Below are 23,708 nucleotides of genomic sequence, written 5' to 3' on the forward strand. Positions count from 1 at the left end.
GACATGATCGTCAGACGAGCCCGGCTGCGAAACCCGCCGCCTGACCTATGAAAGGGGAAGTTTCGTAGCGGGTGTGCGCGAACGGGTTGCGGCCGTTCGAGCAGATCGGGTCCCCGTCGCTGCACAGATCGAGGCTGCGGCCGGCGAACAGACCCCGCGCCGAGACCGGGTTGCCGAACTTGGCGGCGGGGTTGCCGAACACCGCGACCGCCGCGACGTCACTGGACAGGTTGCCGGGCAGCGGTGGGGCCGAACCGATCTCGCCGATCCGGTCGCCGAGCGGCGGGACGCCCGCGAGCATGTCGACCACCGCGGCGCCCTGCGAGTAGCCGCCGAGCACGAACCGGGTGCCGGGGCACTGCGACGACACCGACGCAATGCGGGCGGTCGCGTCCGAGGCGCCCGCCGCCGTCGTCAGGAAGTCATAGGTGGCGGGGTAGTTCACGCCGTAGGTGCTCAGCGTGCGGCCGCCGAGGATGGGACGCATCGCGTCGGCGAGAGCCTGGCCGACCCGTCCGATACCCGCCGGCTCGCTGGTGCCGCGGGCGAAGATCAACTCCACATCGGAGCAGCCCTGCGCGGCAGCGCTGGGAGCGGGGCCCGCGGCGACGAGCGCACCCGCGGTGACGACGGACAGGGCGCTGGCGGCCAGGCGCGCAGCAACGCGAAGCGATCTCACCGGCACATAATCACATAGATGGGCTAGCTACAGCCAACGGATCCCGGTTCCGGGTGCTCCTCGACCGGCAATTCCGGCCACATCGTCTCGCCGGCCAGTTCCCCCTGCCGGGCCAGCGCGAGCCCGACCAACACGACCGCTCCACCGACGGCCTGGGTGAGTGTGATCGACTCGCTCAGCAGCAACCAGGCGGCCAGCACCGCGAACAGCACCTCGGACAGGCCCACCAGCGAGGCGAACCGCGGCCGCAGCCGCGCGATGCCGATGATGCCCAGCGTGTAGGCGGTCGCGGTCGGGATCAGGCCCAGTGCGAGCACGGGCACGATCCACGGCACCGTCCAGCCCGCCACCACGGCGTCGTTGGCGGTGAAAATCATGGGCATGATGCCGACCACACCGAGCAGCGCGGTGATCGCGCCGCCGACGGCCAGGCCGCCCGCGGCCAGCGTGATGGGGTGGACACTGTCGGCGTTCTCGCCGCCGGTGGCGACCCGCTCCGACATCAGGAAGTAGCACGCGGCGCACACACCGGCGGCCAGCCCCCACGCGACGCCGATGATGTTGACGTTCGCGGCGGCGAATCCACCGGAGTCGATCACGCCGAGGACGAGCATGATGCCCATCACGGCCAGGGCGACGCCGGCCAGCGTCAGGTTTGTCGGCCTGCGGCGGGTGGTCGCCCACAGCCACCCCACGACCAGTAGCGGGGCCGTGTACTCGAGCAGTAGGGCCACGCCGACCGAGAGGTGGTTGACCGCGTTGTAGTAGAAGAGCTGCGCCCCGGCGATCGGCACGGCGCCGTAGATGCACACTGTGCGCCAGTGGGTGAGCGCCTCACGAAGCCAGCCGGGGCGGACGACGCACGCGAAGACCGCCATGATCAGCGCTCCGCCGGCGAGTCGCGCGGTGACCGCCGCGGTCGGGCTCCAGCCCGCGACCATCAGCGATTTGCCCAGCGGTCCGGACATGCCGAACGCCAACGCGGAGCCGACCGCGAACATCAGCCCGGTGCGGAAGTGGTCGACCGGTGCACGCTGGGTGGTGAGCGCGCCGCTCGCCATGGACACCTCCAGAGGATGTAATGAGTAAAATGAGCTTTGGTCCTGACCTTATCGACGGAAGGAGTCATGAGTCAAATGAATTTCACTCATGACACCGAACTCACACTGCGGGCGGCGTGTGTGCTGGTGAACAGCGACCGCATCGACGGTGAACAGCTCGCCGACCAGGCCGCGCTCGACGAGTACCTGGACGGTTTCGGCTGGACCGGCCGGCGCGACCGGGACGACGCCGAGCTCGACGGGGTGCACCGGCTACGGAGGCGGCTGGGCAAGATCTGGGCGACCGCGGACGACGACGCCCGCACCGTCGGTCAGGTCAACGCCCTGCTCACCGACACCCGGGCGTCCCCGTGGCTGACCCGCCACCCGGAGATGCCGGAGTGGCATCTGCACCTGGCGTCGATCCACGACCCGCTGTGGCAGCGGATGGGCGCCGAGATCGCCATGGCGCTCGCCGACCTGATCCGCGGCGGCGAACTGCGGCGGCTCAAGGTGTGCGCCGCCCCCGACTGCGAGGCGGTGCTGGTGGACTGGTCCCGAAACCGGTCGCGGATGTTCTGCGACACCGGCAACTGTGGGAACCGCCAGCACGTCGCGGCATACCGGGAGCGGCGCGCCAAGGAGTCCGAGGACGGCTAGGAGTCGTCGGCGCCGAGCTGGCGGGCGTGGTCGAGCACGGCGGGCCGGTCGCACGACACGTAGCGCGCCTGGTTGCCGCCGGCGCGGCGGGCGTCGTACATCGCCATCGTCGCGATCGTGATCAGTTCGTCGAGCAGATCCGACGGCGGGCACGCGGCCAGCCCGCGCATCGGGGTGCTGACCACCCCCATACTCGCCGTCACCCGCGGCGGCGTCGCCGCGATCGCCTTGCGAACACGTTCGACGAGCGGGAACGAGTCCGTGGTCGAGAACGTGTCGGCGATCAGGTACTCGTCGTCACCGGTGTGGGCGACGAAGGCGTTGTGGCGGGTGGTCTCCCGCAGGGTCTGCCCGATCGCCACACGGGCCCGCTCGCACGCGAGCTCGCCGTCGGTCTCGCACAGCAGCCGCATGTTGTCGAGGTTGATCACCACCAGCACCAGCCGCTGGTCGTCGTCGCGGCTGCGCGAGACGACGTGGCCCGCGGCGCGGTAGAAGGCCTCCCGGTTGAGCAGGCCGGTCAGCGGGTCGATGTCGGCGTTGTCGACGTCGATGTCGACGGCGTAGAGCAGCAGATGGCAGGCGAACGGCACCGCGACGGTGACCGTCATGACAATGGTCAGCGCCGTCACCGTCCACACCACATCGGCCGTCTCGGCCAACCGGAACGCCAGGGCGACACCGGTGAACTCGGCGAGTACGAACACCAGCACGATGTAGCGGGCGGTGTGGAACAGCGCGACGTAGGCGCCGAGCACCGCGAAGCCCGTCCCGAGCAAGAGACCCGTCGCGGGGTCGGACATGATGAGACATCCCGCGGAGATGCTCACCGCGGTCAGCACCACGAACATCCCGGACTGCAGCCGCGACGGCCAGCGGCGGCGTAGCCAGAACCCCGCCATCACCAGACAGGCGACGGTCACCACTCCGCCCAGCGTGCGCTCGGCGAGGGTGTCCGGGCCCGCGGCGCTCCACTGCATCGCGAGCGGGACGGCCCCGAGGATCGCGACGAACATCGCGATCAACCGGCACGTCGCCGACTGCGCCTCGCGGGCCGCCAGGAACGAGGTGAGCCAATAGAAGTGCTCGGGCTGGCGCCAGTACTGCCGCACCGCTTGGAACATCGGGCCCACCTCCCACTGCTCGATCCACTGTAAGCCCGGCCGCCGACACTGCGGATGCAGTCGCGAAACCTCTCAGGTACGAAGGAAATCCGCGTCGAGTGGGGGTTCGAACCGCGGTTAGGCTTGCCTTCGGGGGTGATATGGGCCGACCGACCACCGGGCTGCACGTCAGCGGCTACCGGTTCCTGATGCGCCGGATGGTGCACGCGCTCGTGCGCGCCGACGCCGGGATGCTCGACGATCCGCTGCGCGGACAGTCGATCGCCCTCGCCGCCGGGGCGGTGCTCGCGGCGATCGCGGTGGCGGGCTGTGCGGTGCTGGCTGTCCTGCGCCCGCAGGGTGGTCTCGGTGATGCGCGGATCGTCATGGACGCCGACTCGGGGGCGCTCTACGTCCGCATCGACGACACCCTGCATCCGGTGCCCAACCTCGCCTCGGCGCGGCTGATCGTCGGTGAGCCGGCCGAACCACGTCCGGTGAGCGCGCGAGCGGTGGCCGCCGCGGCGCGGGGACCGCAGGTCGGCATCGCGGGGGCACCGGGGGCGATCGCCCCGGGGATCGCGCCGCTGGACGCCGGCTGGACGGTGTGCGACGACGCGGCGTCGACGACGGTGTCCGTGGGGCCGCAACGCCCGGGGGTCTTCGGTGCCGCCGTCCTGGTGTCGGCGCGTTCGGAAGGTCCGGCGACGACGTATCTGCTGTACGACGGGCGCCGCGCCGCCGTCGATCTGCGCGACCGCGCGGTCGTCCGTGCGCTGCGGCTCGACGGTGTGGCTCCGCGGCCGGTGTCGCGTACGTTGCTCGACGCGGTGCCGGAGGATCCGCCGATCACCGCGCCGACCGTGCCCCATGTCGGGGAACGCGGTGCGCTCGCCGGTCACCCTGTCGGCACCGTCGTCCGTCTCGAGCGTGCCGGGGTCACGGAGTACTACGTCGTGCTCGCCGACGGTGTGCAGCGCATCGGCGAGGTCACCGCCGATCTGATCCGGTTCACCGTCCGCCAGCGAGACGGGGACATCCCCACTGTCGCCCCGGGCGCGATCGCCGCGGCCGAGGTCCTCGACACGCTGCCGACCGCCACACATCCCGACCGGGTGACCGTCGCCGATCCCGCCGTACTGTGCGCGCACTGGGCGATGGCCGGCTCCGGCGTCACGACCATGCTCGGAGACGTTGCCCCAGCAGAACCTTCCGTGACGCTGGCACAGGCGGACGGGACGGGGCCGAACGTCGACGCCGTGACGGTTCCACCCGGGTGCAGCGTCTACGCCCGACCGGTCGGCGTCACCGGAGCGGGCGGTGACGCACAGCCGCGGCTACTGATCACCGACCGCGGTGTGGTGTTCGGCGTTCCCGATGACGACACCGCCCGCAGCCTCGGGATCGCGCCGCCGCCGGTTCCGGCGCCCTGGCCGGTGCTCGCGCGGCTGCCCCGGGGACCCGAATTGAGCCGTGCCGCAGCCTCAGTCACGCGCGACGCGATCGGCGCGGGCGCGCCGGTGCGCTGAGGCGCTCACCCCCACCAGAGCCGTCACCGCCACGCAGAGCCCCGCACCGACCGCCGCGATCCGGCGTGGTCGCGGATCGGCCGCCACCTCCGCCCGGACCGCCACCGACCGTGGCGGCGTGTGTTCCGGCGCGACGGGCGCACCCCCGCTCACGGCGGCGGCGACGTCGACGACGCCGTGCCCGACGACGGGATCCCACCCGGCCGCGGGCCGGTGCGCGGTGTCCTCGATACGCGCCATCACCTGTCGTGCGGTCAACTGCGGCCACCGGGAACGCACCAAAGCAGCGATCCCGGCCACCACCGGCGCGGCGTAACTCGTTCCGGCCAGCGGTGTCTCGCCCTTTGCCGCGGGCAGCGCGTCGACCAGTCCGTCACCGTCGGGATCGAGGGACACGACGTCCTCACCGGGGGCGGCGACGTCCACCCACGGTCCGGCGAGGCTGAATGTCGACGGAGCACCCTCGGCGGTCACCGATCCGACGGTGAGGACGAGGTCGTCGTACCAGGCGGGGCTGGCCACACTTTCGACGTGCTCCCAATCGGGGCCGTCGGTGCCCTGCGGGTTCTGGGCGGGACACTGCCCGGCCCCGCCCACGTTGCCCGCCGCGGTCACGACGACGACGTTGCGGACGTCCACGGCGTAGGCCAGGGCCGCGCCCAAGGCGCGATCGTCGAGTGCGTCGGCCGCCGCCAGGCACGCCACCGACGACACGTTGATCACTGTGGCCCCCTGGTCGGCCGCGGCACGGACCGCGGCGGCGAGGGTCTGCACATCGCCGTAGCCGGCGGCGCCGGGTTCGTCGACCGGTCCGAACCTGTTGCTGGACTGGCGGATTCCCAGCACGGCGGCGTCGGGCGCGACGCCGCTGAATTCTCCTGTCGCGGCGATGATCCCGGCCACCAGCGTGCCGTGTCCGTCGCAGTCGTCGGTGCCGTCGCCGGTCGAGACGTAGTCACCGCCGGGGAGCAGGCGGGGGAGCAGCCGATGCCGCGCCACCCCGGTGTCGATGACCGCGACGGTCTGACCCGCGCCGCGGCTGAGCGGCCACACGTCGGGCAGGTCGAGCATGTCCAACTGCCGTCGGCCACCGGAGGAACCCGGTCGGCGCACCGCGCCCGCACACGGTGAGCGCAGTTCGGTGCGGTCCCGCGGCGCGGGTGGTGCCGCGTCGGGCAGAAACTTCTCGTCGACGGCGGGCGGGGTCACCGCGGACGCCACCGGGCTGGTGGCCAACGGCACGGCCGCGACGACGAGTCCGGTGGCCGCCGCAGCGGCGAGCCGGGCCGTCACATCAGGCTCGAGGTCCGGACGAGCGCGAACACGTCGAGGGCCGCGCACACCGCGGGCACCACCGCCGCCAGGATTGCGTACTCGAACACGTCGACGGCTCTGGCGGCGACCGGCGACAGTTCGCCCCGGCCGTCGGCGGCGATCACCGCCATGCCGACCCCGACGGCTGCGACCGCTGCCCAGGAGTCCCACGCAGCCGCGAGGAGAACGAAAGCGCCTGCAAGTGAGCATGATCCGGACAACATGAGCGTCCATCGACACGCGCCCGATGAGTAGCACCGCGCCCGCAGCAGCAAGGCCGATCCGGTGACCGCGCACAACACCGCGGTGGAAACCCAGTGCGCCTCTCCACGCAGACAGCAGACGGCGACCGCCGCGGTGGCCACGGCCGCCGCAGCGCTGATGCCCACCACCAGCCCGGCCAGTATCCGGTGACCCACGCGAGCCCGGCGGTCCGCATCGTCGACCGGTTCCGCGAGGAGCGAGGGCGGTGGGCCCAGCCCGGCCGCCAGCACCGACACCCGTGGCGCCAGGCTCAGCGCACCGAGCGCGAGCGCCACGCCCACCACACCCACCGAATGCCACGACATCTGCCACACCGCGGCACTCGAGAACACGGCCATACCTAGCGCACCCAGACAGCCTGTCGCCGTCGACACCACGGCCCACCCGATGCCCATCCGCAGCAGTACCACCGAAACTACCACTGCTGCAGCAGAACCCAACAGCCAATGCGGTACATCGGCCGGACCGGGGACGGCCGACAATCCGGCGAGCGCCGCAACCGCGACCGCGAGGCAGCCCAGCGGGCCGCAGACCGATGCGCCGCGTCCGGACCGGGCCGCGACGACGGTCACCCCGGCGACGGCGCACATCAGCACGGCAGCGCCGAGCGGCGAGATCCGCAGTGTGGCACCGGCCAGCACGCCCACCCCGGCCGCGGTCAACCCCGCGGTCACTCGAAGCGCGCCGGGGTCGGCGGACGGTGGAGCCGCCGCCAGCACCGCCGTGACGGTGTCGGCGCGGTCGAAGCTGGGCAGCCGCGGCAACGTGGTGCTCAACAGCAACCGGTCCCCGTCGCGAACGTGTTGTTCGGACAGCGGCACCGACTCGTCGAGGACGGTGCCGCACACTGTGGCGAGTTGCCAGCGCCCGGCTGCCCCGGCATCCACACCCGTCATCCGCACGATGTCGGGTAGCAGTGCGGCCACCGGAATCCGGGCGGGCAGTGCGAGGTCGACGGCATCGACGTCGCCGGCGTGGACCGAGACGTGACACATGTTGTCGGACATGGCTTCCCCGTTCGCTCGAGATGTCGTCACGGTAACCCCGCCCCACGACAGGTCGATGCACCGAAATTCGTTCCTGGGGACGGGGAACCGATCCGCGGCGGGCGGCGTCCAATCACTGATGGACAAATCCGAAGTCGTACTCGACGCGCCCCCGGCGGTGCCCCGGCCCGCCGGTGGGCACCCGCTCGCCCGGTTGATGCCGTTCGCGATGATCGTCGCGGCCGGGGGCATGATGCTGCTCTACTTCAGGTCCGGCCAGGCCCGCAATCCGATGTTCGGCTTCTTTCCCGTCTTGATGGTGATGTCGCTGCTCGGCACGCTGGTGTTCGGTGCGCGCGGCACGCAGCGGGGCGGCCAGATCGACCGCGATCGCCGCGACTACCTGCGCTACCTGGACGGCGTCGACCGGGCGGTCGCAGGCACGGCGCAGACGCAGTACGAGGACGAACGCCGGCGCCACCCCGACCCCGAGCTGTTGTGGACACTGGCCGGTGGCACACGGTTGTGGGAACGCACCCGCGGTGACCCGGAGTTCGGTTGCGTCCGAATCGGTTCGGGGCGGGCGCCGATGGCCGTGCGACTCGTCGCACCGCCGTCCCGGACCGGTGAGGACGCCGACCCGGTGACCGCATACGCGGTGCGGGCGCTGGTGGAGGAGCGTGCCACCGTCGCCGGTCTCCCGCTGACCATCGACATAGGCGAACCCGGCCGTATCGGGTTCGGCGGCGATCCGGACGCCACGCGTGCGCTCGTGCGGGCCGCGCTGTGTGAGCTCATCGTGCTGCACAGTCCGGCGGAGCTGGCAGTGCGCGCCGCCGCGGATGCCGCGCACGAATGGGAGTGGCTGAAGTGGGCGCCGCACCACCAGGCCGCCGGGGCGCACACCGTCGTCGTGGTCGACGGAGGAACGCCGCCGAGCCCCGCGGCGGGCGTGACCGTGCTGCATCTCGGAACGACGGAGGCGGCCGACGAGACGGTGTGGGTCGACGACGGTGTGGTGACGGTCCGCGACCGGACCGGCGCCGAGAAGACGGGCCGTGCCGACGGGCTCACTCGAGATCTGGCCGAAGCCTGCGTGAGGGCGGTGGCGGGCAACGCCCCCGACATCGGTGGGCGCCGGCCCCGATCCGCACCGCGCACCTGGCCGGAACTGCTCGACATCGCCGATCCGACACACCTCGACCCCGCGACCGTGTGGCGTGCCCGCAGCGCCGGGCGGTTCCTGCGGGTGCCGATCGGGTTGTCCGAGAACGACCTTCCGGTCGAACTGGACCTCAAGGAGGCCGCCCAGCACGGCATGGGCCCGCACGGCCTGTGCATCGGCGCGACGGGTTCGGGAAAGTCCGAACTGCTGCGCACCCTGACGCTGGGGCTGATCGCCTCACACCCGCCGGATGCGTTGAACCTCATCCTCGTCGACTTCAAGGGCGGCGCCACCTTCCTCGGCCTCGAGCGGGCTGCACATGTCTCGGCGGTGATAACCAACCTGGACGAGGAGTCACACCTCGTCGCACGCATGCGCGACGCGCTTGCCGGCGAGATGCACCGCCGCCAGCAGTTGTTGCGTGCGGCGGGCAACGTCGCCAACATCGCCGCCTACCGGCAGGCCCGCGCCGGCCGGCCGGATCTGGTGGAGCTGCCGGTGCTGCTGATCGTCGTCGACGAGTTCTCCGAACTGCTCACCCAGCACCCGGATTTCGCGGAGCTGTTCCTCGCGATCGGCCGGGTGGGCCGGTCGCTGGGCATGCACCTGCTGCTGGCCAGCCAACGCCTCGACGAAGGCCGGCTGCGTGGACTCGACACCCACCTGTCCTACCGGATCTGCCTGAAAACGTTCTCCGCGGGCGAATCCCGCGCCGTCCTCGGTGTCGGGGACGCCCACGAACTGCCCAACACCCCGGGCGTCGGCTACCTGAAGACCGCTGACGGGGACATGGTGCGGTTCCGCGCGGCGTTCGTCTCCGGTCCGGTCGCCGCACCCCACGCCGCGACCGATTCGGAGCCGAGGCCCCGGCTGTTCACCGCCGAACCGCCGGACCCGAGCGGTGCACCGCCACCACCGGCCGGGCGGGAGGCGGCCACACTGCTCGACACCGTGGTCGACCGGTTGGCCGGTCACGGGCCGCCCGCGCACCGGGTGTGGCTGCCGCCGCTGTCCGGTCCGCCCGCACTGGACGCGGTCCTGTCCCGCGCGCCCACCGATCAGGCTGCGCCGCTGACGGTTCCGATCGGGCTCGTCGACTGCCCCTTCGAACAGCGGCGGGAGTTGTACACCGTGGCACTGGCCGGCTCCGCCGGTAATGTCGCGGTGGTCGGCGGCCCCCGCTCGGGCAAGTCGACGGTGCTGCGAACCCTGATGCTGGCGCTGGCCGCGACGAACGATCCGCGGGACGTGCAGTTCTACGGACTCGATCTCGGCGGTGGGGCGTTGGCCGCGATGGCGGAGCTCCCGCATGTCGGGGCGGTGGCCGGACGGCAGGACACCGAGCTGATCCGCCGCATCGTGGGAGAATGCGAAAACCTCGTCCGCACACGGGAAATCCGGTTCCGCCGCGAGGGCATCGAGTCGGTCGCCGAGTACCGCAGGCGGCGCACCGGGGACGACCGTTACGGCGAGGTGTTCCTCGTCGTCGACGGCTGGTCGGTGCTGCGTCGCGATCTGGAGCACCTCGAGCCGTCGATCACCGCGCTGGCCGTTCAGGGCCTGTCCTACGGCGTGCACGTGGTCCTGACGGCGTCGCGGTGGGCCGATCTGCGCCCCGCCCTCAAAGACCAGATCGGAACGCGCATCGAACTCCGGCTGGGGGATCCGGCCGAATCGGAGATGGACCGCAAACGGGCCCGCCAACTCGCCGACGGTGTGCCGGGACTCGGGCTCACCCGCGACGGCCGCGAGATGATCGTCGCGGTGCCCCGCCTCGACGGCGATGCGGGTACCCACGGGCTGCCTGCCGCCCTCGCCGCGGCCGCGGACACCCTGCGCACCCGGTACGCCGGCCGCAGCGCCCCGCCGATCACCCGGCTGCCTGCGTTCGTCCACCGATCCGACATCGTCGCCGCGCAGTCCCCGACACGGGTGGTCATCGGTGTCGGTGAGGCCGGCGGCGCCGCTGTCACAACCAATTTCGACGCCCAGCAGCACCTCATCCTGCTGGGTGATGTGGAGTGCGGCAAGACCGCCGCCCTGCGCACCCTGTGCGCCGGCCTGACCGTCCATCCGCCGGGCGCAGCGCAGCTGCTCGTCGTCGACTTCCGCCGCAGCCTGCTCGGCGCCGTCGACTCCGAGCATCTGGCCGGCTACGTGATGGCCGAGGCCGGGCTGGCGGCCGCGGTGCCGGCCTTGGCCCAACGCCTCGCCGCCCGGATGCCCGGGCCGGACGTCACCCAACAGCAACTGCGCACCCGGTCGTGGTGGACGGGTCCCGAGTTCTACGTCGTCATCGACGATTACGACCTCGTGGCCGGCGGCACCGGGCTGGCGCCGCTGCTGCCGTTCCTGCCGCACGCCCGCGATGTCGGATTGCACGTGATCGTCGCCCGGCGCTCGGGCGGTGCCGCGAGGGCGATGTTCGACCCGTTGCTGTCCCGACTGCGCGACCTGGGCGCGATGGGACTGATGATGAGCGCGAGCCCTGAGGAGGGCGTGCTGCTGGGGTCGGTGCGACCCAGCGTGCTACCGCCGGGACGGGCGGTGCTCATCACCCGCGGCACGCCTGATCAGCTGATCCAGGTCGCCTGGACCGATCCGCCGTGACCACCGTCGAGGTCGGACCCGGGACGGTGCGCGGACCCACCCCCGTCGACTATGAATTGTGCGCGGCGGCAATCGAATCCATCGATGACACCGTGATGCTCGTCGGCGACCGCCCGCAGGCGGTGCGCGCGGTCCTCACCGATCTGTTGCTCACCGCCGTCGGTCCGGGCGACGACGCGCTGACCCTGGTGCACCCCACATGGTGGAGTCGACGGCGGGTACAGACGCTGCTCGCCGCGGCCGAGGGTCAGTCCCGACCGGTGGCGGCGATCAGCCGCGCGACTGCGCTCGGCGCCGACGGCGGTACGACGGTCGTCGTCGAGATCGCGGCCGACCACGTAGCGGTCACCGGGGCGGCGCTTCGCGTGTTCACCCGCACCGCCGACGACACCGTCTGCGGTGCGGTGCTCCGTGAAGTCGGCTGTCCGGAAAGAGTATTCGTCGACGCGCCGCTCGGCGGGGAAGCGTTGTCCGCGTCGATCGTCGCCGCTGTGCGCCGGCGCGGGATCACGGCCACCGTGACCGGGGCTCAACCGCTGCGCCTCGCACCGCCGGTCGCCGCACCCGCACCGCGGCGCACCGGCCGACGCGTGATCCCGGCGCTCGCCGGCGCGGTGGTGGCCACGGCAGGGGTCGGGGCCGTCGCCGTCACCCACCAGCGTGTGCCCACACCCGCCGAGCCCACCACCCTGCTCGTGGAGGGCCGCGCCGGGGTCGTCGTCCCCGCGCTGTGGACCGCCGAACGCGTCACCGACGGCAGCGGATCGGCCCGCGTCCAGGTCACCTCACCCGCCGACCCCATGGTGGCCCTGCACATCACCCAGTCGGCATTGCCGAACCGGCAGTCCCTCGAACAGGTGGCCGACACGCTGCGCACCGCGCTCGAGGCCGAACCCGACGACGTGTTCACCGACTTCCGCGCCGCCGACGAACGCGGTGGCCGCGGTGCCGTGACCTATCGGGAGCGACGCGACGGCCACCAGACCGACTGGGCCGTGTGGGCCGACGGCACGCTGCGGATCGGGATCGGATGCCAGAGCCCGCCGGGTCACACCGACCTCATCCGGCCCGCGTGCGATGCGGCAGTGCGGTCTGCGCATGCGGTGTTCTGAAAAAGATTGCCCGCCAGTGGAACCGCACGGCGACCCGCAGCGTCGAACGTCATAGAGCAGAACAACAGAAGGGAAGCGATGCGATGACGACACCCACCGGCGGGGCGCTCAACACCGACTTCGAGCTCATGGGCTCCGTCGCCGGTGTGATCGACGCCCGCAACGAAGAGATCCGCGCGATGCTGCAGTCCTTTATCGGCCGGATGACCAGCGTGCCGCCGTCGGTCTGGGGCGGGGCGGCGGCGGTCCGCTTCCGTGAGGTGGTGGACCGCTGGAACGGCGAATCGGTGAAGTTGCACACCGCGCTGGCGCGCATCGCCGAGACCATGCGTGCCAATCAGCAGACGCTGGTCGCCGCGGCTGACGGGCACTCCCACCAAATCGGTGTCATCGGCACCACCCTCTGATTGCGAGAATGGGAGACACCATGGACCAGGTTCTGTCCTACGACTTCGACCAGATCGAGTACAGCGTCCGCCAGGAGATCCACGCCACGCACGGCCGGCTCAACGCCGCACTCGACGAACTGCGAGCGCAGATCGCGCCGCTGCAACAGGTGTGGACCCGGTACGCCGCCGAGGCCTACCGCACCGAACAGGTGCGCTGGGACCAGGCGGCCGCCGCCCTGAACGAGATCCTGTTCAGTCTGGGCGCCGCCGTGCGCGACGGCGCCGACGATGTGGCGGCCACCGACCGCAGCGCGGCCAACGCGTGGGGTTGGTGACCCACGTCCACAGACCCTGTGCGGTCCCGACGGGAGGGGAGCCCCGAGGGACCGCACAGTTCTGTGTTTTGACCTGCGACGACGCGGGCGGGTAGGCTGCCTCGTTGGCGTGCGGTGCCGTCACGGTAACGCGGGTCCCCGGGTCAACGTCGGTCGCCGGGACCAACCCCCGTCACGCCAGACCGTCACCCGGGTCACCGGGGTCCTATGCGGGGTAAAACCCGAGATGAGAAGGGTAAGCACTGTGCCTACGTACACGCCGAAGGCGGGTGACACCACGCACTCGTGGTACGTCATCGACGCCACCGACGTGGTGCTCGGCCGGCTCGCCGTCGAAGCAGCCAAACTGCTGCGCGGCAAGCACAAGCCGACATTCACGCCCAATGTCGACGGTGGCGATTTCGTCATCGTCATCAACGCCGAGAAGATCGCCGTCAGCGGCGACAAGCTCAACAACAAGTACGCCTACCGCCACTCGGGTTACCCCGGCGGTCTGCGCCGCCGCACCATCGGTGAGCTGCTGCAGAAGCATCCGACCCGGGTCGTGGAGAACGCGATCATCGGCATGCTGCCGCACACCAAGCTGAGCCGTCAGGTGCAGAAGAAGCTGAAGGTGTACGCGGGACCGAACCACCCGCACGCTGCCCAGCAGCCGATTCCGTTCGAGATCAAGCAGGTGGCGCAATGACAGAGCCGATCGCAACTGAGACCGCCGAAGTGACGACCGAGGACTACGCCGCGGACGTCGAGCCCCGTGAGCCGGTCTACATCGACCGTCCCATCCAGACCGTCGGTCGCCGTAAGGAAGCCGTGGTCCGGGTCCGCCTGGTCCCCGGCACCGGCAAGTTCATCCTGGACGGCCGCACCCTTGAGGACTACTTCCCCAACAAGGTGCACCAGCAGCTGATCAAGGCCCCGCTGGTCCTCGTCGACCGACTGGAGAGCTTCGACGTCTACGCCCACCTCGACGGTGGCGGGCCGTCCGGTCAGGCGGGCGCGCTGCGTCTGGCCATCGCCCGTGCGCTGATCCTGGTGCAGCCCGAGGACCGTCCCGCGCTGAAGAAGGCGGGCTTCCTCACTCGTGACCCGCGTGCCATCGAGCGCAAGAAGTACGGCCTCAAGAAGGCCCGTAAGGCGCCTCAGTACAGCAAGCGCTGATCGTCGTTTCCGGATCGCCGGGCACATCGCTTCGATGTGCCCGGCGTTTCGCATTTGTGAGCCGTCACACACCGTGAATTCAGTAAAAGATCGGCCGCGGGATACCTGACCAATATTTGCGGGATGCGCTGGCGATTCGCGGCTGAACACCCGTTGAGCGAGTTAATCGCGCACGGTCTGCAATCGCCGCAATTTGCCCGCCGCACTTGAATTCCGACCGGCGGATGGGAAAACCTCGAACGGAAGCACGGGCGCCGTGATCCGGCGTCGGCGGACCTTCCGCCTCCGGGGACGAGTCAGTCACTCGTACCGAACCGGGCCGTGGCTTCGTGACTGAAAAGGAGCACTCCCCATGAACACGATCTTGAAGAACACCGCTGCCGGCACGATCCTCGGCGGTGGGCTGCTGTTCACCGCCGGGCTCGGCCTGGCCAATGCCCAGCCCGCCGAACAGCCCGCTGAGGCGCCCGAGGGCGTCGTGACCGTCGCGGTCGGCACCACCCCGATCCTCGAGGCTGTGGACGCCGACACCGCCGCCACCGCCGCCGGTGCGATCTGTGGCACCCCGGCCACCGACGTGAGCGCGCTGGTCGAGAAGGTCACCACCGAGGGCACCCAGCAGACGGTGTGCGAGAACCTGCCGGGTGGCACGCTCGCCATCACGGCCGCGGCCACCGAGTCGCCCGCCGAGGCGCCGGCCCAGGCGCCCGCCGAGGCCCCGGCCGGGACCTCCGGCACCGACGGTGTGCAGATCCCGGGCCAGGACGAGTCCAGTGAGACCGCCCCGGCCGATTCCGCGCCGATCGGATAATCGATTCCCGAGCTCACCGCCCGCATCCACCCGGATGCGGGCGGTGTGCTGTGCACGGCATTGGCTCCGCGACCACCTCATGTGAGAAGTTTGTTCCCATGGCTCGACTGTTCGGCACCGACGGGGTGCGCGGGGTCGCCAACCGCGATCTGACCGCTGAGCTGGCCCTGGCCCTCGGTTCGGCGGCCGCGCGGCGGCTGAGTACCGCGGGACACGCACAACGGCGGGTCGCCGTCGTCGGCCGCGATCCCCGCGCCAGCGGCGAGATGCTCGAGGCGGCGGTGATCGCGGGTCTGACCAGCGAAGGCGTCGACGCGCTGCGCGTCGGCGTGCTGCCCACCCCTGCGGTCGCGTATCTGACCAGCGCCTACGACGCCGACTTCGGCGTGATGATCTCCGCGTCCCACAATCCGATGCCCGACAACGGCATCAAAATCTTCGCCCCCGGCGGGCACAAACTCGACGATGCCACCGAGGACCGCATCGCCGAACTCGTGCAGCAGGGCCCCGGCGATCGGCCGGTCGGCGCAGGGATCGGCCGAGTGGTCGACGCGCCCGATGCCCTCGACCGCTACCTGCGTCACGTCGGGAAGGCCGTCACCACCCGCCTCGACGCGCTGACCGTCGTGGTCGATTGCGCCCACGGCGCCGCATCGCAGGCCGCCCCGCTGGCCTACCGTGCCGCGGGCGCCAACGTGCTGACCATCAACGCCGACCCCGACGGGCTAAACATCAACGACGGCTGCGGGTCGACCCACATGGAGACCCTGCAGTCGGCGGTGGTGTCCTACGGCGCCGACCTCGGGCTGGCCCACGACGGCGACGCCGACCGCTGCCTCGCCGTCGACGCCAACGGCCGAGTCATCGACGGTGACGCGATCATGGTGATCCTCGCCCTGGCCATGCGGGAGTCCGGCGAACTGGCCTCCGACACCCTGGTCGCGACGGTGATGAGCAACCTCGGCCTGCACCTGGCGATGCGCGAGGCCGGTATCGAGGTGCGCACCACCAGCGTCGGCGACCGGTATGTGCTCGAGGAACTGCGCGCCGGGTCATATGCGTTGGGCGGCGAACAGTCCGGCCACATCGTCATGCCCGCGATGGGCACCACCGGGGACGGCATCCTCACCGGATTACGGGTGATGTCGCGGATGGCGCAGACCCGCAAGTCGTTGGCGGCGCTGGCCGAACCGATGCAGACGCTGCCGCAGGTGCTGATCAACGTGCAGGTCGCGGACAAGGCGACCGTCGCGCAGGCACCCTCGGTGCAGACCGCGGTGGCCGAGGCCGAAGCCGCGCTCGGCGACACCGGACGAATCCTGTTGCGGCCCTCCGGAACCGAACAGGTGGTCCGGGTGATGGTCGAGGCCGCCGACGAGGACACGGCACGGCAACTGGCGGTGCGCGTCGCCGAATCGGTGAGCGAACAACGCTGAGGCGGGGAACCGTCGCGGTCTGGGTGGCGTCCTACTTGGTATGGGATCAGTTCGGGCCGCCCGCGTCGACGGTGCGGCACTCGTCGGCATCGCCGCTCAGTACGAGGCCGCGGCAGGCATCGTCGAAGACGCTGTGCGCAAACATTTCTCGACGCTGGCCTTCGATGGGTCCGTCGCAGGCCGGGCCTATGCCGCACAGGGGGAGGCGTTACGTGCCGCGGTCGACGACCTCGCGGTCGCGTTGTCCGGCTGGGCGCGCTCGGCGAGCGGGATAGCGGCGGCGCTGCGTGCCTCGGCGACGCGATATGCCGATGCCGACGCCGATGCCGCAGCCCGGGTCGGGTGACGCGGTGGCGGGCACGTTCGACGTGGCGGGCCGGTTGGCGGAGGGCAGGCCCGTCGTCGACGACCTCACGCGCTACGCGGCGGCGTGTCAGGAGCTCGGTGCGTGCGGGTACGACCTCACCGAGCGGGTCGAACAGGCGTATGCCGCCGAGGCGGGGCTGGATCTGCACGCCCTCGACGACGATCACGCGGCGCTGCTCGCCGCGCTGACCGAGGTGCGGGAGGCGCAGCAGCGTCAGGACGCCCAGTTGTCCGCGTTGAGTGCGGCGTGGATGGGTGCGGGTGCCGACGCGGCGGCCGACGTCCTGCGTCGCCACAGCGAGGCGTCGTCGCAGGCCGTGGCGGCGTTGGCGGCTGCGGCCGAGCAGGTGGGTGCGCTCCGTGACGATCTGTGGCGGCTGGTCGATGCCAAGGTGGCCGGTGCAGAGGAGGTCGATGCCCGCACCGCCGGCGTGCGGGGCCAGTGGCGTGCGGCGGCGGAGACGGTCACCACCGGGGTGGGTGACCGGTCGGCGGCCAGTGAGCTGGTCGACGCCGAGGTGGCGCCGTTCGTCGAGCGCGACGTCCGCGCGGAATGGGTCGCCGCCATGGAGTCTGCGGGCGATGCGATGGCGCAGCGTTTCGACGGCGCGGTCAGCGCGGTGCGGGCCGGGGCACCGGCGCCGTTCCCGGAGGCGGGTGGTGGCGCGTGGACGGCTCCTGGCGCGCCGCCGCCCGCACCGACTGCGCCGATGGCGGGAACAGCGTTGCCGGACATGGGCTCTGGGCTGTCCGGTATGTCCGGGTTGTCGGGGATCGGTCAGCAACTCGGCGAGATGATCGGCGGGCTGGCGCCGACGATCGGCGATGCGCTCGGTGAGATGCCCGACCCCGACGAAGACCCCGACGAAGACCCCGACGAAGACCCCGACGTGGACGAGGAGCAGGACGAGCCGGACGAGGAAGAGGATAAGGAACAAGACGAGGCCGAGGAGCCCGCAGCCGAGCCCACGGCGGAGCAGGAACCCGAACCCGTGCCCGATGCCGAGCCCGTGCCCGAACCCGACGCACCCGAACCCCCGGCGCCGACGCCCGCCCCGGCCGAGCCGCTGACCGCACCCGTCGCACCCGTGCCCGAGCCGACGGCGGGGACTCCGTGCGAGATCGCGGCCGACGAGCTGCCGCAGGTGGGGGAGTAGGCGAAAGGGGTATCCGCGATACGGAACTCACGCAGGGGTGCTCTCGCACTTTTGCTGCGTGCTTTCAGTCTCGCGTCGGTCAGGGCAGCAGCGCGTGCAGTTCCTCGACGTACCGCACGGATTCGCGGCGGTCCGCGGTCACCGGTTGCAGCAGCAACGTGGTGGCACCGGCCTCGGCGTAGGCGGCCAACCGCTCCTTGACGAAGCCCTTGGGCCCGATCAGCGACACCGACCGCACCAAGTCGTCGGGCACCGCGTCGATGGCCTCGGCCTTCTTCCCGGCCAGGTACAACTCCTGGATGCGGTCGGCCACCTCGCCGAATCCGTAGCGCGTCGCGAGGTTGTGGTAGAAGTTCTTACCGCGTGCGCCCATGCCACCGATGTACAGCGCCAGTTGGGGTTTCACCCAAGCCAGCCGGTCCTCGACGTCGTCGCCGATGGCCAGCGCCGCGCTCACCATCACGTCCAGCGGTCCCAACTCCGGATCGCGTTTGGCAAACCCGGCGCGCAGCGCGTCACCCCACACCGCGTCGGCCTTCTCGGGGTAGAAGAACACCGGCTGCCAGCCCTCGGCGATCTCGGCGGTCAACTCGACGTTCTTCGGTCCCAGCGCAGCGATCGTGATCGGAATGCGTTCGCGCACCGGGTGATTGATCAGATGCAGCGACTTGCCCAGCCCGGTGCCGCGGTCGGCGGGCAGCGGGATCTGGTAGTGCTTGCCGTCGAACTCGAGGTTCTCCCGCCGCCACACCTTGCGGCAGATCTCCACCACCTCGCGGGTGCGGCCCAGCGGCGCATCGAACGGGACGCCGTGGAAGCCCTCCATCACCTGCGGGCCGGACGTGCCGATGCCGAGCCGGAAACGCCCGTCGGAGACGTAGTCCAGGCCCGCGGCCGTCATCGCCAGCAGCGACGGTGTGCGCACGTAGATTGGCACCACACCGGAGCCGAGTTCGATCCGCGACGTCTTGGCCGCCAGATATCCCAGCTGGCTGACCGCGTCGAAGGAGTAGGCCTCGGCCACCAGGGCGATGTCGACGCCCACCTTCTCCAGTTCGACGACGTCCTCGACGGCTTCGCGAAAGCCGCCCGCATAGCTCAGGAAGATGCCTGTACGCATCACGAAGTTATAGCACCCAACCGGTTGGTTGGGCACGTCGGGTCACGGCTTCAGCAGCGCGACGACCTTGTTCTCCAGATCGACCGGATCGTCGGAATGCGGATCGAGCACCTCGGTCTTGGGCAGGACCGCCTCCGGGTCGGCGAAGTCGCGGTAGCTCTTGTCGCCGGTCAGCTCATGCAGCAGGTAGCCGGTCAGCAGCGCGCGGACGATCTTCTGCGTGCCCTTGTCCTCACCCGGCATCTTGATCGCGCGCGCCAGCCTGCGGCCCTCGACCAGCCCACCTGCGGTCACCTTGTCGACCGCGCGCAGCGTCGCCGGCTTCCACGCCCGCGCCAGCTCGACCGCATTCGAGCGCAGCGACATCGGGTCGCCCGGATCCGCCAGGATCAGGCCCGGCATCTGCAGCGTCGCGGCCGGCTGGATCGCGGGCGGGCGGACCACCGTCGGGAAGAGCGCCGCCGCCGCCTTCAGGCGGCCCGGCATACCCGCCGCGGTGAACACCGCCGCCGACCCCCCGAACCCATGCCCGGCCACGCCCAACTTGGTCGGGTGCACGCTGATCTTGCCCGGTCCGAGCCGCACACCCGTGATGATGTCGAGCGTTGTGCCCAGGTCGAAGGCCAGGTTGAGCACCGACGGCGCGATCCCGGTCTCGGTGTCCGGCGCGGCCGCGACGATGCCCCAGGAGGCGAGGTGCTCCAGGGTGCCGCTGTAACGCAGCGCACTGGCCAGCCAGTCGTGGCCGAACGCCACACCGGGCAGATTCAACCCCGTCTCCGGCGTGTACACCACACCGGGCAATCCGGCAAAGGCCAGGTCACCGCGCAGAACGCGATGAGGGCCGCGGCGGGTCAAGGCCTTGAACAGCTTCTTTGTGCTGGCCACGTGACGACCGTAGCTCACCGACTGCACCCCGGCTCTTGCACTACCCTGGTTTCCTATGTGTGGAATCGTCGGCTACGTCGGGCACCGTCCCGCCTGCGCCATCGTGGTCGACGCGCTGCACCGGATGGAGTACCGCGGCTACGACTCCGCGGGTATCGCACTGCTCGACGGCAACGGCGGCATGACCGTGCACCGGCGGGCCGGCCGGCTGGCCAACCTGGGCGAAGTCCTCGAGTGCTCGGCGCCCGAGACGCTCTCCGGGTGCAGCGGACTCGGCCACACCCGGTGGGCCACCCACGGCAGGCCGACCGACCGCAACGCCCATCCGCACCGCGACTCCGACGGCAAGATCGTCGTCGTCCACAACGGCATCATCGAGAACTACGCCCCGCTGCGCGGCGAGCTCGAGGCCGCCGGCGTGGAGTTCGCCAGCGACACCGACACCGAGGTCGCCGTCCACCTCGTCGGCCGCCAGTACCGCTACGGCGACACCGCGGGCGATTTCGCCGCCTCGGTCCTGGCCGTGCTGCGCCGGCTGGAGGGCCACTTCACGCTGGTGTTCGCCAACGCCGACGAACCGGGCACGATCGTGGCCGCGCGCCGGTCGACGCCGCTGGTGCTCGGGATCGGCGACGGGGAGATGTTCGTCAGCTCCGACGTCGCGGCGTTCATCGAGCACACCCGCCACGCCGTCGAACTCGGCCAGGACCAGGCCGTCGTCGTCACCGCCGACGGGTACACCGTCAGCGACTTCCACGGCAACACCGACGTCGACTTCCGTGAATTCCACATCGACTGGGATCTGTCGGCCGCCGAAAAGGGCGGCTACGAGTACTTCATGCTCAAGGAGATCGCCGAACAGCCCGCCGCGGTCTCCGACACCCTGCTCGGCCACTTCGTCGACGGCCGCATCGTGCTCGACGAGCAGCGCCTGTCCGACCAGGAACTGCGCGACATCGACAAGGTGTTCGTAGTGGCCTGCGGGACGGCCTACCACTCCGGTCTGCTCGCCAAGTACGCGATCGAGCACTGGACCCGGCTGCCCGTCGAGGTCGAACTGGCCAGCGAGTTCCGCTACCGCGACCCGGTGCTGGACCGCAGCACGCTGGTCGTGGCGATCTCGCAGTCGGGGGAGACCGCCGACACTCTCGAGGCCGTGCGGCACGCCAAGAAGCAGAAGGCCAAGGTGCTGGCGATCTGCAACACCAACGGCAGCCAGATCCCGCGCGAGGCCGACGCGGTGCTCTACACCCGCGCCGGACCGGAGATCGGCGTCGCGGCGACCAAGACGTTCCTCGCGCAGATCGCCGCGAACTACCTGGTCGGGCTCGCGCTGGCGCAGGCCCGCGGTACCAAGTATCCCGACGAGGTGGCGCGGGAGTACCACGAACTCGAGGCCATGCCCGGCCGCGTCGAACAGGTGCTCAAACAGCTCAACCCCGTCGTCGCGCTCGCGCGGCGCTTCGCCGACAAGCCGACGGTGCTGTTCCTCGGCCGCCACGTCGGCTACCCGGTGGCGCTCGAGGGTGCGCTCAAGCTCAAGGAATTGGCGTACATGCACGCCGAGGGCTTCGCCGCCGGTGAGCTCAAGCACGGGCCCATCGCGCTGATCGACGAGGACCTGCCGGTGATCGTCGTGATGCCGTCGCCCAAGGGTGCGTCGATGCTGCACGCCAAGCTCCTGTCGAACATCCGGGAGATCCAGGCCCGCGGCGCGACCACGATCGTGATCGCCGAGGAGGGCGACGACACGGTGCGCCCGTTCGCCGACCACATCTTCGAGATCCCGGCCACCACAACGCTTTTCCAGCCGCTGCTGTCGACGATCCCGCTGCAGGTGTTCGCCGCCGAGGTGGCCCGCGCTCGCGGGTACGACGTCGACAAACCCCGTAACCTGGCCAAGTCGGTCACCGTCGAATAGTGGCGGCCGGCGTCGGTCACTACCGCAGTGACGCCGCGTTCGCGCACTTCCGCGCGGTGTACCGGGACGGGATGGCGACGCTGCCGCCGTTCGATGCGCAGTTCGACGTCCCCACGTCGTTCGGCACGGTGCGGGTGTACCGCTTCCCGGGTGGCGCCCCGGGTATACCGGTGCTACTGCTGCCGGGTCGTAACGCGTGCACGCCGATGTACCGGACGAATCTGCCGTCGCTGTTACCCCGGCGCACCGTCTACATCCTCGACCTACTCGGCGAGCCGGGGATGTCGGTGCAGACCGCGCCCATCACCGGTGCTGATGATCAGGCGCGGTGGCTCGGCGAGGCGCTGGCGGGGTTGGAGTTGGACCGCGTGCACCTGCTCGGGGCATCGATCGGCGGGTGGGCGGCGGTGAACCTGGCGGTCAGGCGTCCCGGGCGCGTGGCCTCGCTGGTGCTGCTCGATCCGGTGATGACCTTCGACCGCATCCCGGTGCGCACGCTGATCGCCTCGGTCGCGATGTTCGCCCCGGGGGTGCCCGGGTCGGTCCGCCGACGGGTGCTGAGTTGGATCTCCGGTGGCGCCGACGCCGGCGACCTGGTGATGGAGGCCCGGTTGATCGACGCGGGCAGTCGCGACTTCGTGTTGAGCCTGCCGCCGCCCCAGCCGATCACCGATGAACAATTACGGTCTCTTGAGGTTCCGGTGTTGGGATTGCTCGGCGGGCGCAGCGTGATGCTGCGCGCCGACCGTGCCGCCGAGAGGGCGCGAAAGCTGTTGCCACAGGGTGAGATCGAGGTGTGGGCCGAGGCGTCGCACGCGATCAACGGCGAGTACGCCGACGAGATCGCCGAACGCGCGCACCGCTTCTGGGACGGCGTCTAACGCCCCAGGCGCTCCGCGAGCTGCTCGACCGTCTTCGTCCAGCCGCCGTGGAAGTCGTCGAAAGCCGTTGCAGGCAAGAGGGTGTGCTCGATCGACATCAGCGTCTCGTCCTCGCCGTGCGGGACGAATGTGACCTCGACGACGCTGACCGTCGTCGGATCGGGCCAGTCCGAGTTGCTCCACGTGAACCGCAACAGGCGGGGACGGTCGATCTCGAGGAACTGCCCGGTGATCAACACCGGTGTGCCCACGTCGTCCACGTCGAAGCGCACCCGCCCGCCGACCTGCGGCTCCACCACGACGTCGACCACCCGGGTCGGATGCGGACACATCCAGTCCGTCAACGCTTCCGGGTCGAGCCACTCGTCGAACACCATCTCCGGTGGGGCGGGCATGACCCGCCGCACGCGAACCGCGGGCGCCTCGGTCATCGGTCTCGCCGCTTCCGGCGCAGCCGGTCGGCCAAGGCGTCGGCGCGGGTCGACCAGAACTCGGTCTGCTCGTCCATCCACTTCGCGGCCATCGCCAGACCGTCGGGCCGCAGCGACAGCCAGTGTTCGCGGCCGCGCACCTCGCGGGTGACCAGGCCCGCTGACTCCAGCACACCCACGTGGCGCGAGACGCCGGCGAAGGTCATGGGCAGCGGGGCGGCCAGATCGGTGATGCGGGCGTCGCCGTCGCGCAGTGCCTCGAGGAGCCGACGGCGCGTGGGATCGGCGAGCGCGGCGTACGCCCGATCCAGCACCTGATCTTCAACCATATTGTTGACTATAACGGGCGGGTG

The 23,708-nt window shown here is 70.7% G+C and carries 23 protein-coding genes; 14 read left to right on the forward strand and 9 right to left on the reverse strand.

The window, feature by feature from the left end:
- Window positions 1–10 precede the first annotated feature (10 nt).
- Window positions 11–685 carry a cutinase family protein gene (locus AU194_RS15300; protein WP_082698661.1) on the reverse strand — a complete coding sequence of 225 codons (675 nt, stop codon included), beginning with the start codon at window positions 683–685 and terminating at the stop codon, window positions 11–13.
- A gap of 17 nt (window positions 686–702) precedes the next feature.
- Window positions 703–1,740: a DMT family transporter gene (locus AU194_RS15305; RefSeq protein WP_059090102.1), complete on the reverse strand. Its 1,038-nt coding sequence runs from the start codon at window positions 1,738–1,740 to the stop codon at window positions 703–705.
- A 75-nt stretch (window positions 1,741–1,815) separates the two neighbouring features.
- Here AU194_RS15305 and AU194_RS15310 point away from each other — a divergent pair, with 75 nt between their 5' ends.
- The gene (locus tag AU194_RS15310) at window positions 1,816–2,379 is read left to right on the forward strand and encodes a CGNR zinc finger domain-containing protein (RefSeq protein ID WP_059090103.1); all 564 of its coding nucleotides are present in this window, start codon (window positions 1,816–1,818) and stop codon (window positions 2,377–2,379) included.
- Here AU194_RS15310 and AU194_RS15315 read toward each other — a convergent pair.
- Window positions 2,376–3,503: a diguanylate cyclase gene (locus AU194_RS15315; protein ID WP_059090104.1), complete on the reverse strand. Its 1,128-nt coding sequence runs from the start codon at window positions 3,501–3,503 to the stop codon at window positions 2,376–2,378. The genes AU194_RS15310 and AU194_RS15315 overlap by 4 nt on opposite strands.
- Window positions 3,504–3,643: 140 nt before the next feature.
- On the opposite strand from AU194_RS15315, the gene eccB reads away from it, so the two are divergent.
- On the forward strand, window positions 3,644–5,011 hold the full coding sequence (gene eccB / locus AU194_RS15320; RefSeq protein WP_059090105.1) for a type VII secretion protein EccB: 1,368 nt from the start codon (window positions 3,644–3,646) through the stop codon (window positions 5,009–5,011).
- Here the strand turns inward: eccB and mycP are convergent.
- Both mycP and eccD read right to left on the reverse strand, forming a co-directional pair.
- Window positions 4,967–6,304 carry a type VII secretion-associated serine protease mycosin gene (gene mycP, locus AU194_RS15325; RefSeq protein ID WP_059090106.1) on the reverse strand — a complete coding sequence of 446 codons (1,338 nt, stop codon included), beginning with the start codon at window positions 6,302–6,304 and terminating at the stop codon, window positions 4,967–4,969. The genes eccB and mycP overlap by 45 nt on opposite strands.
- Window positions 6,301–7,596 (reverse strand): type VII secretion integral membrane protein EccD, encoded by a 1,296-nt coding sequence (gene eccD, locus AU194_RS15330; protein ID WP_059090107.1) that lies wholly within the window; start codon window positions 7,594–7,596, stop codon window positions 6,301–6,303. Before eccD ends, mycP begins: the two co-directional genes overlap by 4 nt.
- 118 nt (window positions 7,597–7,714) lie before the next feature.
- On the opposite strand from eccD, the gene eccCa reads away from it, so the two are divergent.
- The 10 genes from eccCa to AU194_RS15380 all read left to right on the forward strand — a co-directional run bounded on the left by eccCa (window position 7,715) and on the right by AU194_RS15380 (window position 18,114).
- Entirely contained in the window at window positions 7,715–11,350 is a 3,636-nt protein-coding gene (eccCa, locus tag AU194_RS15335) for a type VII secretion protein EccCa (protein WP_059090108.1), read from the forward strand.
- On the forward strand, window positions 11,347–12,462 hold the full coding sequence (locus tag AU194_RS15340) for a type VII secretion-associated protein (RefSeq protein WP_231743388.1): 1,116 nt from the start codon (window positions 11,347–11,349) through the stop codon (window positions 12,460–12,462). Before eccCa ends, AU194_RS15340 begins: the two co-directional genes overlap by 4 nt.
- A gap of 83 nt (window positions 12,463–12,545) precedes the next feature.
- On the forward strand, window positions 12,546–12,869 hold the full coding sequence (locus AU194_RS15345) for a WXG100 family type VII secretion target (RefSeq protein ID WP_059090109.1): 324 nt from the start codon (window positions 12,546–12,548) through the stop codon (window positions 12,867–12,869).
- 20 nt (window positions 12,870–12,889) lie between these two features.
- Window positions 12,890–13,186: a WXG100 family type VII secretion target gene (locus AU194_RS15350; RefSeq protein WP_059090110.1), complete on the forward strand. Its 297-nt coding sequence runs from the start codon at window positions 12,890–12,892 to the stop codon at window positions 13,184–13,186.
- A gap of 244 nt (window positions 13,187–13,430) precedes the next feature.
- On the forward strand, window positions 13,431–13,874 hold the full coding sequence (gene rplM, locus AU194_RS15355; RefSeq protein WP_059090111.1) for a 50S ribosomal protein L13: 444 nt from the start codon (window positions 13,431–13,433) through the stop codon (window positions 13,872–13,874).
- Window positions 13,871–14,344, forward strand: coding sequence for a 30S ribosomal protein S9 (rpsI, locus tag AU194_RS15360; RefSeq protein ID WP_082698662.1), 474 nt, complete (start codon window positions 13,871–13,873; stop codon window positions 14,342–14,344). Before rplM ends, rpsI begins: the two co-directional genes overlap by 4 nt.
- Before the next feature lie 352 nt (window positions 14,345–14,696).
- A complete protein-coding gene (locus AU194_RS15365) occupies window positions 14,697–15,155 on the forward strand; it encodes a hypothetical protein (protein ID WP_059090112.1) in 459 nt (152 codons plus the stop codon).
- Between the two features lie 98 nt (window positions 15,156–15,253).
- Window positions 15,254–16,591 (forward strand): phosphoglucosamine mutase, encoded by a 1,338-nt coding sequence (gene glmM, locus AU194_RS15370; protein WP_059090113.1) that lies wholly within the window; start codon window positions 15,254–15,256, stop codon window positions 16,589–16,591.
- Window positions 16,592–16,631: 40 nt separating this feature from the next.
- Window positions 16,632–16,937 (forward strand): type VII secretion target, encoded by a 306-nt coding sequence (locus tag AU194_RS15375; protein WP_059090114.1) that lies wholly within the window; start codon window positions 16,632–16,634, stop codon window positions 16,935–16,937.
- Window positions 16,903–18,114, forward strand: coding sequence for a hypothetical protein (locus tag AU194_RS15380; RefSeq protein WP_231743403.1), 1,212 nt, complete (start codon window positions 16,903–16,905; stop codon window positions 18,112–18,114). The genes AU194_RS15375 and AU194_RS15380 overlap by 35 nt, the downstream gene beginning before the upstream one ends.
- 79 nt (window positions 18,115–18,193) lie before the next feature.
- On the opposite strand, the gene AU194_RS15385 is transcribed toward AU194_RS15380, so the two are convergent.
- Both AU194_RS15385 and AU194_RS15390 read right to left on the reverse strand, forming a co-directional pair.
- The gene (locus AU194_RS15385; RefSeq protein WP_059090227.1) at window positions 18,194–19,234 is read right to left on the reverse strand and encodes an LLM class F420-dependent oxidoreductase; all 1,041 of its coding nucleotides are present in this window, start codon (window positions 19,232–19,234) and stop codon (window positions 18,194–18,196) included.
- 42 nt (window positions 19,235–19,276) lie between these two features.
- Entirely contained in the window at window positions 19,277–20,122 is an 846-nt protein-coding gene (locus AU194_RS15390; RefSeq protein ID WP_059090115.1) for a dienelactone hydrolase family protein, read from the reverse strand.
- Window positions 20,123–20,177: 55 nt separating this feature from the next.
- Here AU194_RS15390 and glmS point away from each other — a divergent pair, with 55 nt between their 5' ends.
- Both glmS and AU194_RS15400 read left to right on the forward strand, forming a co-directional pair.
- Entirely contained in the window at window positions 20,178–22,043 is a 1,866-nt protein-coding gene (gene glmS / locus AU194_RS15395) for a glutamine--fructose-6-phosphate transaminase (isomerizing) (protein WP_059090116.1), read from the forward strand.
- Window positions 22,043–22,924: an alpha/beta fold hydrolase gene (locus AU194_RS15400; protein WP_059090117.1), complete on the forward strand. Its 882-nt coding sequence runs from the start codon at window positions 22,043–22,045 to the stop codon at window positions 22,922–22,924. The genes glmS and AU194_RS15400 overlap by 1 nt, the downstream gene beginning before the upstream one ends.
- Here the strand turns inward: AU194_RS15400 and AU194_RS15405 are convergent.
- Together AU194_RS15405 and AU194_RS15410 are read right to left on the reverse strand one after the other, a co-directional pair.
- Window positions 22,921–23,355 (reverse strand): SRPBCC domain-containing protein, encoded by a 435-nt coding sequence (locus AU194_RS15405; RefSeq protein ID WP_059090118.1) that lies wholly within the window; start codon window positions 23,353–23,355, stop codon window positions 22,921–22,923. The genes AU194_RS15400 and AU194_RS15405 overlap by 4 nt on opposite strands.
- Window positions 23,352–23,684, reverse strand: a complete 333-nt coding sequence (locus AU194_RS15410; protein WP_059090119.1) for a helix-turn-helix transcriptional regulator — start codon at window positions 23,682–23,684, stop codon at window positions 23,352–23,354. The genes AU194_RS15405 and AU194_RS15410 overlap by 4 nt, the downstream gene beginning before the upstream one ends.
- Window positions 23,685–23,708 lie beyond the last annotated feature (24 nt).

Origin of the sequence: Mycobacterium sp. GA-2829 (genome assembly GCF_001499965.1) — a bacterium.
GTDB lineage: Bacteria > Actinomycetota > Actinomycetes > Mycobacteriales > Mycobacteriaceae > Mycobacterium.

What these genes read in the sequence shown, in the direction of transcription:
- AU194_RS15305 (WP_059090102.1), bottom strand. Translation starts at nt 1,740, where the DNA reads ATGGCGAGCGGCGCGCTCACCACCCAGCGTGCACCGGTCGACCACTTC.
- AU194_RS15310 (WP_059090103.1), top strand. Translation starts at nt 1,816, where the DNA reads ATGAATTTCACTCATGACACCGAACTCACACTGCGGGCGGCGTGTGTG.
- AU194_RS15315 (WP_059090104.1), bottom strand. Translation starts at nt 3,503, where the DNA reads ATGTTCCAAGCGGTGCGGCAGTACTGGCGCCAGCCCGAGCACTTCTAT.
- eccB (WP_059090105.1), top strand. Translation starts at nt 3,644, where the DNA reads ATGGGCCGACCGACCACCGGGCTGCACGTCAGCGGCTACCGGTTCCTG.
- eccD (WP_059090107.1), bottom strand. Translation starts at nt 7,596, where the DNA reads ATGTCCGACAACATGTGTCACGTCTCGGTCCACGCCGGCGACGTCGAT.
- eccCa (WP_059090108.1), top strand. Translation starts at nt 7,715, where the DNA reads ATGGACAAATCCGAAGTCGTACTCGACGCGCCCCCGGCGGTGCCCCGG.
- AU194_RS15345 (WP_059090109.1), top strand. Translation starts at nt 12,546, where the DNA reads ATGACGACACCCACCGGCGGGGCGCTCAACACCGACTTCGAGCTCATG.
- AU194_RS15350 (WP_059090110.1), top strand. Translation starts at nt 12,890, where the DNA reads ATGGACCAGGTTCTGTCCTACGACTTCGACCAGATCGAGTACAGCGTC.
- rpsI (WP_082698662.1), top strand. Translation starts at nt 13,871, where the DNA reads ATGACAGAGCCGATCGCAACTGAGACCGCCGAAGTGACGACCGAGGAC.
- AU194_RS15365 (WP_059090112.1), top strand. Translation starts at nt 14,697, where the DNA reads ATGAACACGATCTTGAAGAACACCGCTGCCGGCACGATCCTCGGCGGT.
- glmM (WP_059090113.1), top strand. Translation starts at nt 15,254, where the DNA reads ATGGCTCGACTGTTCGGCACCGACGGGGTGCGCGGGGTCGCCAACCGC.
- AU194_RS15375 (WP_059090114.1), top strand. Translation starts at nt 16,632, where the DNA reads ATGGGATCAGTTCGGGCCGCCCGCGTCGACGGTGCGGCACTCGTCGGC.
- AU194_RS15380 (WP_231743403.1), top strand. Translation starts at nt 16,903, where the DNA reads ATGCCGACGCCGATGCCGCAGCCCGGGTCGGGTGACGCGGTGGCGGGC.
- AU194_RS15385 (WP_059090227.1), bottom strand. Translation starts at nt 19,234, where the DNA reads ATGCGTACAGGCATCTTCCTGAGCTATGCGGGCGGCTTTCGCGAAGCC.
- glmS (WP_059090116.1), top strand. Translation starts at nt 20,178, where the DNA reads ATGTGTGGAATCGTCGGCTACGTCGGGCACCGTCCCGCCTGCGCCATC.
- AU194_RS15405 (WP_059090118.1), bottom strand. Translation starts at nt 23,355, where the DNA reads ATGACCGAGGCGCCCGCGGTTCGCGTGCGGCGGGTCATGCCCGCCCCA.
- AU194_RS15410 (WP_059090119.1), bottom strand. Translation starts at nt 23,684, where the DNA reads ATGGTTGAAGATCAGGTGCTGGATCGGGCGTACGCCGCGCTCGCCGAT.